This is a genomic window from Novosphingobium sp. FW305-C-111 (genome assembly GCF_058783565.1).
Window position 1 is genome coordinate 148,769 of record NZ_JBYSYP010000010.1, and the last position, 13,860, is coordinate 162,628.

General features: G+C 67.1%; 12 protein-coding genes and 1 tRNA gene. 3 read left to right on the plus strand and 10 right to left on the minus strand.

The window, feature by feature from the left end; translation table 11 throughout:
• The first annotated feature begins 63 nt into the window (after nt 1-63).
• Nucleotides 64-1,179 (plus strand): ATP phosphoribosyltransferase regulatory subunit, encoded by a 1,116-nt coding sequence (locus AC3WLD_RS12990; protein WP_492557408.1) that lies wholly within the window; start codon nt 64-66, stop codon nt 1,177-1,179.
• Nucleotides 1,180-1,213: 34 nt separating this feature from the next.
• Here AC3WLD_RS12990 and AC3WLD_RS12995 read toward each other — a convergent pair whose 3' ends face one another.
• The 3 genes from AC3WLD_RS12995 to AC3WLD_RS13005 all read right to left on the minus strand — a co-directional run bounded on the left by AC3WLD_RS12995 (nt 1,214) and on the right by AC3WLD_RS13005 (nt 4,253).
• On the minus strand, nt 1,214-2,101 hold the full coding sequence (locus tag AC3WLD_RS12995; RefSeq protein WP_492557389.1) for an acyl-CoA thioesterase: 888 nt from the start codon (nt 2,099-2,101) through the stop codon (nt 1,214-1,216).
• Between the two features lie 32 nt (nt 2,102-2,133).
• Entirely contained in the window at nt 2,134-2,967 is an 834-nt protein-coding gene (locus tag AC3WLD_RS13000; protein WP_492557390.1) for a transcriptional regulator, read from the minus strand.
• Between the two features lie 116 nt (nt 2,968-3,083).
• Entirely contained in the window at nt 3,084-4,253 is a 1,170-nt protein-coding gene (locus AC3WLD_RS13005; protein ID WP_492557391.1) for a GNAT family N-acetyltransferase, read from the minus strand.
• A gap of 134 nt (nt 4,254-4,387) precedes the next feature.
• Between AC3WLD_RS13005 and AC3WLD_RS13010 the strand changes: the two genes are divergently transcribed.
• Nucleotides 4,388-4,954 (plus strand): hypothetical protein, encoded by a 567-nt coding sequence (locus AC3WLD_RS13010; RefSeq protein ID WP_492557392.1) that lies wholly within the window; start codon nt 4,388-4,390, stop codon nt 4,952-4,954.
• A 64-nt stretch (nt 4,955-5,018) separates the two neighbouring features.
• Here AC3WLD_RS13010 and AC3WLD_RS13015 read toward each other — a convergent pair whose 3' ends face one another.
• The 5 genes from AC3WLD_RS13015 to AC3WLD_RS13035 form a co-directional block, all read right to left on the minus strand.
• Nucleotides 5,019-7,169 carry a sodium-translocating pyrophosphatase gene (locus AC3WLD_RS13015; RefSeq protein WP_492557393.1) on the minus strand — a complete coding sequence of 717 codons (2,151 nt, stop codon included), beginning with the start codon at nt 7,167-7,169 and terminating at the stop codon, nt 5,019-5,021.
• A 79-nt stretch (nt 7,170-7,248) separates the two neighbouring features.
• Nucleotides 7,249-8,124, minus strand: coding sequence for a thiamine-phosphate kinase (gene thiL, locus AC3WLD_RS13020; protein ID WP_492557394.1), 876 nt, complete (start codon nt 8,122-8,124; stop codon nt 7,249-7,251).
• Between the two features lie 948 nt (nt 8,125-9,072).
• Nucleotides 9,073-9,387, minus strand: a complete 315-nt coding sequence (locus AC3WLD_RS13025) for a DUF1905 domain-containing protein (protein WP_492557395.1) — start codon at nt 9,385-9,387, stop codon at nt 9,073-9,075.
• Nucleotides 9,384-10,388 (minus strand): peptidylprolyl isomerase, encoded by a 1,005-nt coding sequence (locus tag AC3WLD_RS13030; RefSeq protein ID WP_492557396.1) that lies wholly within the window; start codon nt 10,386-10,388, stop codon nt 9,384-9,386. The genes AC3WLD_RS13025 and AC3WLD_RS13030 overlap by 4 nt, the downstream gene beginning before the upstream one ends.
• Nucleotides 10,389-10,486: 98 nt before the next feature.
• Entirely contained in the window at nt 10,487-10,888 is a 402-nt protein-coding gene (locus tag AC3WLD_RS13035) for a metallopeptidase family protein (RefSeq protein WP_492557397.1), read from the minus strand.
• A 129-nt stretch (nt 10,889-11,017) separates the two neighbouring features.
• Between AC3WLD_RS13035 and AC3WLD_RS13040 the strand changes: the two genes are divergently transcribed.
• Nucleotides 11,018-11,108: transfer RNA gene (locus AC3WLD_RS13040), tRNA-Ser, on the plus strand.
• A gap of 188 nt (nt 11,109-11,296) precedes the next feature.
• Here the strand turns inward: AC3WLD_RS13040 and AC3WLD_RS13045 are convergent.
• Both AC3WLD_RS13045 and AC3WLD_RS13050 read right to left on the minus strand, forming a co-directional pair.
• Entirely contained in the window at nt 11,297-12,082 is a 786-nt protein-coding gene (locus tag AC3WLD_RS13045) for a hypothetical protein (RefSeq protein WP_492557398.1), read from the minus strand.
• A 52-nt stretch (nt 12,083-12,134) separates the two neighbouring features.
• Entirely contained in the window at nt 12,135-13,379 is a 1,245-nt protein-coding gene (locus tag AC3WLD_RS13050; protein WP_492557399.1) for a reverse transcriptase domain-containing protein, read from the minus strand.
• Between the last annotated feature and the right edge of the window lie 481 nt (nt 13,380-13,860).

A 13,860-nucleotide genomic window follows, 5' to 3' on the forward strand; every position in this document is an offset into this window, starting at 1 on the left:
CGGCGCGGCGGGTGATGGATTCCCGCGTTCGCGGGAATGACGGAGGAAAATTCGGTCAACGCAATGGACGACAGCGATCCCGACCTGCTGCCCGAGGGGCTCGAAGACCGCCTGCCGCGCGAGGCGGCGGCGGCGACACGCGTGATGCGCAGCGTGCAGGACACCATGCACGGACACGGCTTCGACCGCGTGCTGCCGCCGATGATCGAGTTCGAGCGCAGCCTCGCCAGCCGCATGGCCGGGATCCAGTCGCGGCGAATGTTCCGCTTCGTCGATCCGGCATCGCTGCGCATGATGGCGCTGCGTTCCGACATGACTCCGCAGGTCGGCCGGATCGCCGAGACGCGGCTGTCGGACGCCGCCCGTCCGCTGCGGCTGTGCTATGCGGGGCAGGTGCTCACGATCAAGGGCGACGGGCTCGATCCGGCGCGGGAGCGGCTCCAGTGCGGGGCCGAACTCATCGGCAGCGACAGCGTCGCCGCGGCGGCGGAGATCGTCGCGCTGGCGATCGAGACGGCGATCGCCGCGGGCGCGACCGGGGTCAGCGTCGATTTCACTTTGCCCGATCTCGTCGACACGCTGGCGGAAAAGGCGCTGCCGCTCGCGCAGGAAAGCATCGCCGCGGTGCGCCGCGAACTCGATGCCAAGGACGCCGGCGGGCTGGTCGAGGCGGGCGGTGAGGCCTACCTGCCGCTACTCTACGCCGCGGGCGAGTTCGACACCGCGGTCGCCCGGCTCGAGGAGCTCGACGCCGGCAAGGCGCTGGCGAGCCGGATCGCCGCGCTGCGCGAAATCGCCGCGCGGATCGCCGGGACGGCGCGGATCACGCTCGATCCCAGCGAGCGCCACGGCTTCGAATACCAGACCTGGTTCGGCTTCACGCTCTATGCCGACGGCGTGCGCGGCGCATTGGGGCGGGGCGGGACGTATCGCATCGCCGGCAGCGGCGCGGGCGAGCCGGCCACCGGTTTCTCGCTGTACCCCGATCCGCTGATCGATGCGGCGGCGGACGATGTGCGCGAGGAAAAGGTGTTCCTTCCGCTCGGTCACGACCGCGACACCGCGGCGCGCCTGCGGGCGATCGGCTGGCGCACAGTGGCGGCGCTCGACGAGGATTGCGAGGCGGCGGCGCTGGGCTGCACCCATGTGCTGGGCGCGGACGGGCCGGTGAAGCTCTGATCCTTCGTGGTCCCGGGCCCCGCCCGGGACGACGTCAGGGCCTTGCTGCCCGGATCACACCTTCCTGCGCCACGTTGGCGATCAGCCGCCCGTCACGCGAAAAGATCTTGCCACGGTTCATCCCGCGGGCGCGGCCGGCCCATGGGCTCTCGGTAACATAGAGCAGCCATTCGTCGGCCCGGAAGTCGTCGTGGAACCACACCGCGTGGTCGAGGCTCGCGCCCATCGCGGTCCCTCGCGTCCACGAGAGGCCGTGCGGCAGCGCGCAGGTGCCGAGCAGTGAATAATCGCTGGCATAGGCGAGGATCGCGCGGTGAACCTTGGGATCATCGGGCAGCCTGGCGACGCAGCGGAACCACGTGGCGGTCTTCGGCTCGCTCGGCTCGCCGCCCATCCAGTGGCGCGTGCCGTCGCTGCGCATTTCGATGGGACTGGGCCGGAGGATCATCGCCCGGCGTTCTTCCGGAATGAGGTGCGCATATTTCTCGCGCTGCTCGTGATCGTCGGGGCAGTCCTCGGGCGGGGGCACGTCGGGCATCGCATCCTGGTGGGAGACGCCCTGCTCGAGCCGGTGGAACGACGCGGTCATGTTGAGGATCGGCTTGCCGAGCTGGCTGGCGACGATCCGCCGGTTCGAGAAGCTGCGGCCGTCGAGGTCGCGCTCGACGCGGAAGTCGATCTCGTAATCCTCGTTGCCGCCGCGCAGGAAGTAGGCGTGGAGCGAATGGACCGGGCGATCGTCGGGCACGGTGCGTTCGGCCGCGGCGAGCGCCTGGCCGATCACCTGCCCGCCGAATATCCGTCCGACCCCGCCGGGCTTGCGCCGCCCGGTAAAGCGGTCGCCGCCAAGGTCCTCGACATCGAGCAGGCGAAGCAGGCCGGCGACGAGTTCTTCGGGCGAGGGGGTCGGGCTTTCGGTCATGGCGCTCCCCATGCGCCGGGTTTCCGTTTGCGTCAACGGCGTCCGGTCAGCCGGGCGAAGGTCCGCCACGCGAGCGCCTTGGCCCGGTTCGTCGCGGGCCAGCGACCCGGGGCGCGGGGGGTGAGGCCGGCGCGCCGCAGCACGCCGTTGAGTGCGCGGGCATCGGCTTCGGCAAAGCTCCATTCGGAGCGCCAGGTGATCGACAGCGAAACCGCGGGCTGATCGCCGTTGCGCACGAAATGCGGGGCCATCACCGGGACATAGAGCGCCTCGCCGGGGGCCAGCGCGAACTCGCGTCCGCCGGCGAGAAGCTCGTCGCGCCAGAACAGCTCGCGCCCGCCGCCGGTGTGATAGGTCTCGTGCGTTTCGTCGGGCGCGTAGAACGGATCGCCCGCCGGAAACTGGGTCATCACCTTGCTGCCCATCAGCTGCAGCAGGATGTTGTGCTCGGGGTCGAAGTGATAGGGCGTGACCCCGCCCGGCGAGGTGACGAAGACGAAGCCCTGCGGCTTCAGCATCGCCCCGGTGCGGGCCTCGATCACCGGACGCAGTTCGCCGAGCAGCGCGGCCAGCAGCGCGGCATAGGCCGGGACCTGCTCGATGTTCTTGAGCGCCGCCCACGATCCGTTGGTGGCGACGGTGCGGATGGTTTCGCTCACCGACAGCCCGTTGCTGTCGGGCTTTTCCGTCACCCCGACCGGCAGGTCGGCGAGGTTCCATTCGGTCGAGCCGATTGGCAGCGCCTCGGCAAGCCCGGCGAGCGCTTCCAGCGAAAGCAGCGGGTGGTCGGCCAGCGCGTGGGCGAGCTTGTGCGGGGTTTCGGGGTAGTACGCCGCGAATGTGGTGCGGGCTTCTGCGGAGAACACCGGATTCCCCTCCCGAAGGCGGGAGGGGATAGGGGTGGGCGGGGGAGCCGCCGCGCTATCTGTTACAGGCCCACCCCCGACCCCTCCCGCTTGCGGGAGGGGAGAAAGAACATCGCTCACGCTTTCACCCCCGTCGGATTTCGCCCCAGCTCCGCCTTGACCAGTGCCGCGAACAGCGCCCGGCGCGGCGCGCCGCCGATGGCGATGGAGACGCGCCCGATCGCCCGGCGCTCGCGCCACAGGCTGTCGATCATCGGATGATCCGGCGCGGCACAGCTGTCGCACCACGCGATGTCCGGGCGCTCGAGCAGCGCCAGGTTCTCGCGCTGGAGCAGCACGCCCGGCGAAAAGCGGGCATAGGTTTCGTCGAACGCGGTCTTGTAGGAGAACGCGCCGGGCGCGCGCAGGAAGTTGGCGAGCATCGCGATCGGCTTGCTGTCGAGTGTCAGCGCCAGCCTTTCAAGCACCCCGGCCTGCGCCGCGCCAGCCATCCCCTCGCGAAACAGCGCCGCGGTCTGGGGCGATGAAGCGAGCGCGGAGCCGGCGCGGCCCTTCCACCCAGAGGCTTCCAGCGCAAGGAACGCGTCGGTCCACTCGGCGAGGCCGTCCAACCCCTCCTCGCGGACGAAGGCGAGCGTCCCCTGCTCGGCAAGGCGGGCGTGCTGGCGGCGCAGTTCCTTGCGCTTCTTTCCGGGCAAGGCGGCTTCTAGATAAGCCTCTGGCGAAAGCGCCGACTGGAGCAGCGCCCGCTCCTCGCGGTGGACCAGCGCGGCGCGGCGGCCCTCGCTGGCGCAGGCGGCGAACAGCGCCTCGACCAGCGGGGTGTCGAGCGGCAGGTGCGAGAGATGGAGGAACAGCGCCGCCCCGGCGTGGTCGTCGGCCCAGTCCAGCAGCGCCGCCCAGAACGCCGCCTCCCGCCCTTTCGTCACCAGCGGCGCGCCGAGGAAGGCGTTGGCGTGGAGCCATCCCTCGAGGTGCGGGATCGGCCGTCCGGCATATCGGCGCGGGCGGGCGAGCGGGAGCAGGCCGATCAGCGCGCCGCCGCGTTCGACCGAGACGATCTGTACGTCCGGCGCGAAGGCCTCCAACGCGGGAAGGGCATACCACGGCTCGAGGAACGGGTTCGGCTCGCTCGCGCCATCGGCGAGGGACTGCCAGCGCGAGCGCGCCGCGTCTCCGGCCCATTCTCGCCAACCGGCGGACGCAACCCAGCCTCCCGAGGCGCGGCCGTGCGCGTCGGGGGCAGGTGTTCCGGACCGGACCGGTGCAAGGCTGGCCGTTTGCATGGGATCGCTGCGTAGCAGGCGAAACCCAAGGAATGGCTAACGTCCGGACCGAAAGGGAGGCAACCCTGATTGACTTCGCGCCCGGCGCTGCGACACCTCGCCGGGCAGTACAGAAGGGAGGAAAAGTTATGCTGGTGGCCGGATTGACCTTGCTAGCGCTCGCCGCGTCCTCGCCTGACGATGGGGATCCCTGCGCGGTTGCCGGGGCCTGCCGCCACGTCGATTCCGTGCGGGTCGAAAATACCGACGGCAAGGCGGTCGTGCTTCCAGTTGATCAGGACCTGTCGTGGGTGACGCAAGGCAACCTCCTTCTCCTCCCCGGAGACTGGGTCGTCGTGCGGCTGGTGCAGGGGGAGGGCGGACTTGCGCCGATGCTGGTCGCCGGCGGCCATGGCGGCCCCGCACAGGAGCCTGCCGAAGGTGAAGTCCGTTTCGTCCTCCACGATTACGCATCCGGCAACATCATGGTTCAGGTGCTCAGCCGTTACCGCGTCCCGCTCGACTACGCCGCGCTGATGGTGACGCCGCGCGGAGCCGAGCGGACCAGCGTCTGCACGCTGCAGCCCGGTGCGACGGTCTTCGAGAGCTGGCAGCAGCCGATCCGCCAGTTCGCCTTCTGGAGCTTCCGTCCGGCACAGGACGCCGCTTGCCGCATCATCGATTTCCCGGCCAAGGACGAAGGTCCCCACCCGGAAACGTGAAAACCCCGCCCGGATCTCTCCGGACGGGGTTCCCCGTTTCTCCCCAACCTGGGCGTGCGGGCGATCAGCCCGCCGCGTGGCTCGCCAGCGCGGCCAGCAGCAGCAGCGCGACGATGTTGGTGATCTTGATCATCGGATTGACGGCCGGACCCGCAGTGTCCTTGTAGGGATCGCCCACGGTGTCGCCGGTCACCGCGGCCTTGTGGGCTTCGCTGCCCTTGCCGCCGTGGTGGCCGTCCTCGATGTACTTCTTGGCGTTGTCCCAGGCTCCGCCGCCCGAGGTCATCGACAGCGCGACGAACAGCCCGCCGACGATCACGCCGAGGAGCAGGGCGCCGAGCGCGGCAAAGCCGTTCTCCTGGCCCGCCACCGCGGTGATCACGAAGTACACCGCGATCGGCGCGAGCACCGGCAGCAGCGACGGGATGATCATTTCCTTGATCGCGGCCTTGGTCACGAGATCGACGGTCCGCGCATAGTCGGGCTTCGTCTCGTAGGTCATGATGCCCGGGTTGTTGCGGAACTGGTCGCGCACGTCCTTGACCACGTCGCCGGCAGCGCGGCCCACGGCGGTCATGCCCATCGCACCGAACAGGTACGGGAGCAGCGCGCCGAGCAGCAGGCCGACGATGACGTAGGGGTTCTCGAGGCTGAAGTTGACGTTCAGCGACGGGAAGAACTCCCTGAGGTCGGTGGTGTAGGCGGCGAACAGGACCAGCGCGGCGAGGCCCGCCGAACCGATCGCATAGCCCTTGGTGACGGCCTTGGTGGTGTTGCCCACCGCGTCGAGCAGGTCGGTCTTTTCGCGGACGGAGTCGTCCAGACCGGCCATTTCGGCGATGCCGCCGGCATTGTCGGTGACCGGGCCATAGGCGTCGAGCGCCACGACCATGCCCGCCAGCGCCAGCATCGCGGTCGCCGCATAGGCAATGCCGATGAGGCCGGCCAGCTGGAACGCGATGATGATGCCGGCGACGATGACGATCGTCGGCAGGGCGGTGGCTTCAAGGCTGATGGCGAGGCCCTGGATCACGTTGGTGCCGTGGCCGGTTTCCGAAGCCTTCGCGATCGAGCGCACCGGGCGATAGCTGGTGCCGGTGTAGTACTCGGTGATCCAGATGATCAGCCCGGTGATCACGAGGCCGAGCAGCGCGCAGTAAAACAGCGCACGGCCGGTGATCTCGGTTCCGGGGATCGCGGTTTCCATGTCGCCCAGCGCGGTGCTGGTCGCCCACCAGATCGCGGGAACTGCGAGCACGGCGGAGACGAGGAAGCCCTTGTACATCGCGCCCATGACGTTGTTCGAACCGCCGAGGCGGACGAAGTAGGTGCCGATGATGCAGGTGACGATGCACACGCCGCCGATCAGCAGCGGCAGGCTCATGATGTTGGGCAGCAGCGCGCCCGCGGACTTCAGCAGCAGCGCCGAAAGGACCATCGTCGCACCGACGGTGACGACATAGGTTTCGAACAGGTCCGCGGCCATGCCGGCGCAGTCGCCGACGTTGTCGCCCACGTTGTCGGCGATCACCGCCGGGTTGCGTGGGTCGTCCTCGGGAATGCCGGCCTCGACCTTGCCGACGAGGTCGGCGCCGACGTCGGCTGCCTTGGTGAAGATGCCGCCGCCGAGACGCGCAAAGATCGAGATCAGCGAGGCGCCGAAAGCGAGGGCGACGAGCCCGTCGACCACCGTGCGATCCTCACCGCCGACGGTGTAGCCCGCGGGACCGGTCAGGTACCAGTAGAACACCGCGATCGCGAGGAGGGCGAGGCCCGCCACCAGCATGCCGGTGATCGCGCCGGCGCGGAACGCCAGCGTCAGGCCGGCCTGGAGGCCGTTCTGCGCCGCCGCGGCGGTGCGCACGTTCGAGCGGACCGAGATATTCATCCCGATGAACCCGGCAACGCCCGAAAGGATCGCGCCGATCACGAACCCGGTGGCCGAGATCGCGCCCAGGGTAAGGGCGATGATCACTGCCACGACCACGCCGACGACGGCGATCGTGGTGTACTGGCGCTTGAGGTATGCCTGCGCGCCTTCCTGGATGGCGGCGGCGATTTCCTGCATCTTCTCGTTGCCGGCCGGCGACCCGAGCACCTGGCGGCTGGTCACGAAGCCGTAGACCACGGCTAGCAGACCCAGAATAATGGATATCTCGACTAAACTCACGACATCGTCCCCCTTATTCCCGCGCGTGGGCGCGGCGCCCGTCATTGCGCGAGCGGGGCGGAGGCTAAGGACAGGTTTCACTCCGTCAAGTCCGTTGCGACGGAAAATCGGGACAAATGTGCCGTCAGCGCCGGTGAATATAGCCTATCCGGCCTTCGGGGGGCGCTCCGTCGAGCAGCAGAGGGTGTTCGCCGGCCGATTCCACGCCGCCGATCCGGGTCGCCGCGACCGGCGGGACGGTGCCGCCGGGGAGGGTGAGGAGGAGCGCATAATCGTCCCCCCAGGCCAATGCGTCGCGGCGGCGGGCGGCGGGCACGCCGGGCGAGAGCGGGACGGCGGCGCTGTCGATGACGAGGGTCACGCCGCTCGCCTGCGCCAGCCGGGCGGCATCGAGCAGGACGCCGTCCGACACGTCCATCATCGCCGTGACCAGCGGGGCGAGCGCGCGACCTTCACGGAGAAGCGGCATGGGGCGGCGGAAGGCGGTGCTGTCCGCGCCGGTCGCGCCCTGCAGCGCCTCGAACCCCAGCATCGCTCCGCCGACGCCGCCGCACAGCCACACCCCGTCGCCGGCGCGGGCACCGCTGCGCGAGGGGACGGGCCGGCAGGTGGCACGGCCGAGCGCGGTCAGTCCGTGGCTGCGCCCGCCCTGGCCGGACACGGTATCGCCGCCGAGCAAGGGCACGTCGAACGCCGCCAGTGCCTCGCCCAGGCCTTCAAGAAACCGCGCATCGCCTTCGCCCAGCGTGTAGCCGAGCAGCACTCCCACCGGCTCCGCGCCCTTGGCCGCGAGATCGGACAGGTTGGTAGCCACCAGCTTCCACGCGATGTCGGCCGGGTCCTGGCCCGGCAGCCAGTGGACGCCCTCGACCATCATGTCGTGGGTCAGCACCAGCGTCTCGTCGCCCAGCTCCAGCACCGCGCAATCGTCCGCCAGCCCCCGCGCCGCCGGATGGCGGGCGAGCGCGCGCAGGGCGGCGATGAATTCGGGCTCGGACATGGGCAGGGGATGGCGCAGGCCGGGGCGGGGGGCAAGGCCGCTGTATGCCCACCCCTGGCCGCAATGCGCGACAGGCCCACCCCTAACCCCTCCCGCATGCGGGAGGGGTTAGGGGTGGGCCTGTCATCAAACACACCCCATCATCCGGCAGCGACCCCGGACGTTACGCTGGAATGAAACCATCGAATCGCGCGACCGGCGCGGCGCCAATGTGCCGCGGGAGGGGCGGTGTCTGTACGCATCGCGAACGGCGCAAGGGGAGCAGACGCCCGGTGCGCTCGGCCTGTGGAGACGACGGGCCGGGGCATCGCTCGTAGGCTCGCGAACGAAACGACGCCCTCGCGGCTGACTGCGCCGCGCCATGAGGGAAGCATGTCGCTTCCATCCCGTCATCCGGGCTTGGCGCTTGGAGTCCTGATCAGGGCTTGAGTTCAGCGCCCCGTTCTCACCCGCCGCCGCGCCGGCCGCGTCGAAGCCGAAGCTTCGAAGGAACGAGGCTGGGCCGGCCTAGCCCGCTCCCGATCCGATTTCGGCGGGCTATCGGCTCAAATCCTACATGTATCCAACAACTTGCTCCGTTTCAGCGAAGTGTTGGAAAGATTGTTTCGCGCGGAGACGCGGAGACGCGGAGAAGAAGAAGAGGGGTCGCGCAAAGGCGCGAAGGGGAAGAAGGCGCAAGGATGGTGCGCCGGGCCGACAGGCCCCTCTCCAAATATCGGTTTGCGGCAAGCGCCAGGTGCGGGCCGGAAGCCGGCTTCGCCGGTGGCACTGCATCTCCGCGTCTCCGCGTCTCCGCGTGAACCCTATTTTCTTTTTAGAGACTTCGCGCGAAACAACAAAGGCAGGGCCCGGCTCAAGGCCGGTCTGACGGTGGCGGAAAGCGCAGGTCGCCTTTGCGCTTTCCGTCTCCCTTTGCGCCTTTGCGCGAACCCGATCAGGCGCAGTGCATCAGAACCGCAGCACCGCCACCACCGCATCGCCTTCGCCGATCCCCTCGGCCTTGCGCACGGCGGCCTTCACGGGCACTATCCAGCCATCGGACTTCGACGGAAAAGCCGATGTCGACCAGCGGGTTGCACCGATCTCCACATCCACTTTGACCGATCCCCAGCCAGCGCGCCGTCCGCTTTCCAGCCGGTTCATCAGCGCCGTGGCGGAGAGCGCCTCGCCCGCCTCGCCGGCGATGCTGACGAAGAACCAGTCGCCGCCGTTCCCGCCCGCCCAGCGCCACAGCCGCGTCTCAGCGCGGTAGCCGTCGTTCATGCCTTCACGCGCCGCACCGGCACCCGCACGTTGCAGATGTCCGCGCCGCCGGCCGGCTGGATGAAGAACGGATCGCGCCGGCTGGCGACGGCGTCGGCGTATTTCGCGAAAGTCTGGCCCTCGGTCGAAAGGTATTCGAAGCGCGGCTGGCCGTCCGCCGGCAGCTCGCTCGCCAGCCGCACCGAGACGATCGGCGTGCGGTCCGCCGGATCGGCGTAGACCCCCATCGGCGCCGGCCCGCGCGGCAGCGAGGACAGCCACTGCATCCCCTCGATCACCCGGCCCACCAGCGCGATGTTGCGGTCCAGCTGGCGCGGCGCGTGGCCGATCACGGTGTAGAGCTCGGCCCCGGTCCCGGTATCGGGCGACATGTCGCGCGCGACGCCGACCATGCCGTAGCAGTGGACGGGCCAGGCGCTGGTCTCGACATTGCCGCCGCCGATGATGCGTCCGCCGCCGCCGTAGGCGACCGGCCATCCATCGACGAAGCCTGCAGCCATCGCATAGGCATCGTGCTGCTCTGAAAGCGGACGAAGTGCTCCCTTGCGGCCTTCAAATATCGGCTTCTTTCCAAAAGGAATTTCGACCGTCCGGTCGTCGGTCGCATATGCACTCTCCGGCACCGCCACTAACCCCGGCGGCAGTGCCCGCGCCTTGGCCTTGTCCTCGCCGTCGGCATCGCCCCACTGGGTGACATAGCCGTCCTGCACCCGGTAGACCGAAAGCCCGTCCCACCAGTGCGCTGCCGCCAGCTTGCGGATGTTGTCGACCCAGCCCTGGCTGAACGGCGCGGGCATCAGTTGGATCACCACCCGCCGAGCCTCGCCCTTCGGCCCCGGCGCGAGGTCCATCACCAGCAGGTCGTCCGACGCGATCCGCACCCACTCCGAGGCCGGCGCGGCGGCGACGATCTCGCCGGGGGAGGGGAAGGTGGCAGGCTTGTCTGCAGCGGTTAGCGGGGCCGCGAAAAGGGCAGCGGCGATGAGGAAGGAATAACGCATCGTTGCACTGTGCCATGCCCACCCCGCTGCGACTAGGCCGCTTCGCGCCCAAGTCTCGCTCCCCTCCCGCATGCGGAAGGGGGTTGGGGGTGGGCCTGCTACGCGCCCGCTTCCAGCGTCTCGATGTCTGCGTCGCTCAGCCCGAAGTGATGCCCGACCTCATGGATCAGGACATGCGCGACGAGGTGCTCCAGCGTCTCGTCCCCGCGCGCGATCCATTCGTCGAGGATGGGCGCGCGGAACAGGCGGATCCGGTCGGGCAGCGCGCCGCTCGCTTGAATCGACTTCTCGCCCACCGGCACGCCCTCGTAGAGCCCGGTCAGCTCGAACGGATCCTCGATGCCGAGGTCCGCGAGCGTCTCGGCATCGGCGAACTCCTCCACCAGCAGCACCACGTCGCCAAGGTGCGCCCGGAACGCCTCGGGCAACCGCGCCAGCGCCGCCAGCGCCAGCGTCTCGATCTCGTCGGCCGCAGGGGCGATCCCGAAAGTCCTGTCCATCGCCCCGAGATAGGCGCAGCCACCCGCTTGCGAAACCCCCGCCACCCCGCTAGGGCGCGCCTTCCAGTGCGATTGAGTTGGTCGCCTGATTCACGTTCCGTGCTTCGCACGACACGATCAGGCTCATGCGGAGCGGTGGCCGAGTGGTCGAAGGCGCTCGCCTGGAAAGTGAGTATACGTCAAAAGCGTATCGAGGGTTCGAATCCCTCCCGCTCCGCCAAAGCACCTCGCTATGATGCTGAAAAACCTGACTTTTTTCAGCGCTGCCGAGAGCAATCCTGCAATTAATCATTGTCGTTAGATTGGACACTTAGCGAGAACGTGCATGGACCAGCGAGGTGTTCGAAAGCCCCTCGCATCGCTACCTCATCACAATGCCAGACCGTCGGCTCGTGAAGGGGCCGCCACCTAAAACAGCTTATTTAGCAGCTTTGGTTCGCTCGATTTCAGCCGCTCCAGCATGTTGTTCACATAAAACATGTCGGGCGCGGCGTTTACCGGGAGAACGACAACGGCGTAATCAGGCTGCGCTTTATTCAATGCAAAGGTCACGAGACCGACGCCATGTATGCTGCAGAGCGATTTAAGCCGGTTCATGTCGTCGCTGCTCGTTGAGTTCGGCACCACGATATAGCTCTTATGCGAGAAGAGCCGGTATGCAACGGCCTGCCCAAATGCGACGACGGGCTGTCCAGGCACCGCCTTTATCTCTGCCGTCACAATCTGTGGTTCAAACTTGAAAATGTCTTGTGCGCGGGGCTTCAGAACGCCGATCACATCGGGCGTGCCCCACTTTCCGCCGAGGCTTGCTCCGCCGAGAGCAGCTGCGACTGTCGCCTCGTCATTCTCCTCTAGCCACTCTGCAAAGCTGCTATAAAAATCCTGTTCCGTCAGCGGTTCAGAACCGGGAGTTTCAGCCTTTACCGGTGCTGTGACGGTTTCAGCTTCGTACGCCGTAGCAGCAGCGTCATCGGCAGCGACGTATTTCGCGAGCTGGTAAGTTCCTCTGGCCACTTTCACGATGTCGTCCGAGATGATGAACAGGTTCTGCAGGGCGCCATGAATGCTGTTCTGCGGTGTCTCTGGATCATCTGAGTGGATGCGCTTTAGAATTTCGCTCCAACGGATGCCGCCCGCCTCAGCCTCGAGTATTGCGCGTGCCTTTGCTTGAATCTGATGACGGTTGAGCTTCATGCGTGTTCGCCTCTTTGGAGTCGATTTCCCGGTCGATGGTCGCGAGATCCGTCTACGTTGCTAAATTTTCGACCCCTAAAGCCTTGTGACGCAGTGAACGCGGTTGATTTTTCATTCGACTGCGAAAGAATTGCTCGAAATCCCACACGCGCCCTTCGATTACATGGTCCAGCTCTTCGAAGACCTCTCGAGCCTTCGAGGCTTTGAAAGAGCGCCTCCAGCCGTGAAGAACACGATCAAGCGCCACCAAGGTCTGGGCGAAGCAGGCATCCTGATTGGAGAGGTCGCGCCCACTGCATACTTTTCGTATGGATGTCCGTCCGGCGCGCAGCAAGTCGTCTACGCGCGAAAGCAGCTTCTGGCGGGCAGCAGGCGAGGGGGCGTACTGGGCTGGGATCAGCTCGTACCCTAAAAACACATGGGGCGCACCGATCGGCCCTGCGAAAGCCTTGGAGGGGTCAGTTGCCGGGTCATATATGCTCATGCCTAGGTCGCCGAGCCTTTGCGCAGCACTGTCCATGGCCTTCATCACCTTGCGTTGGTCAGGTCCTGTGATGATAAAGTCATCCATGTAGCGAATACAGGTCACCCCGCGCCCCGGCTCATTCATGGACCGATCAAATTCTGCAAGCGCCACGTTGCCTGCTAGCGCGCTCAACGGGCAGCCTTGGGCTACGCCGTCGTCACCGCTCGGGAAGAGCTTACGGTCCTCAGGGTCGAGCAGGTGGGCGTTGGAAAGTTCGACTGTCATCGCGGCACCGACAAGGCCCACGAAGCCTTCCTCCACCTGATCCGCTCGCAGAATATCTAGGACTGCACTTGGCCGGACCTTGGTGAAGAACCCTGCGATGTCGCTTCCTGCCACGAAGCGGTGACCAGCCGTCACCTGCATGTCAAACATGGCGATCGCATCATCTGTCCCCTTGCCCTTAATCCCACCGAATGACGTGGGCGTTCCGAGCACTGCTTGAACCCCTCGCAGTCCTTCGCTGGCTTGCAGTACGTCGAGAATCGCGCGCTGAATTACCCTGTCGTCGATGGACGCTATGACCAGAGGGCGCTTGCCGGTTTTCCCCTTGCCTTTGCTCGGCGTGACGCCGCGCGCCGGATCGAACTTGTAACCGCGCCTCAGACGATCTTGAATGGACCGTAGATGTTGGGGCAGTGCGGCCGCATAGGCACGAGCCTCTTCTCGCGTTGCCTTCGATCGCGAGGTCTCCGAGTTCCGGCGAATGGAGTGCCATGCGGCTAACAGGACAGCGGTAGAGCGCAGCCTGCCGGACAGGATATCATCCACCAGGTTCTTAGCTTTGGGGCCTGCCGACAAAGTTTCCCCCCGGCTAAGTTGGGCGTCCTCCGGATCGCATATCGACAACGACGGTTGCCGAGACCTCGACCCGCGACACGAAGCTGATCGCCGCGTGACGGTCCCCACCCGTTGGACTTGCACCCATGACGGGCCAAGCCAACAGAAGGGCGAGCAACAGTATGGTGGGCAGGCTCCAACCGGCTACCCGGTCTTGGCCTCCCCGAACTCCGCGAGCGCGCATGGTTCCTCCCTCTCCAAGCATACCAGCTTTTTGAACGCGTCAACCTCTTGCGCGGCCCTGCGCCGAGGCGGACACTTATGTTCGTGGACCGATCGACAGGCCGCCAAGGGCGAAACTTCGGTCACGCACGTGTCAGCCGGGGCGTGCGGGCGTCCTCCGGATCGCATATCGACAACGACGGTTGCCGAGACCTCGACCCGCGACACGAAGCTGATCGCCGCGTGACGG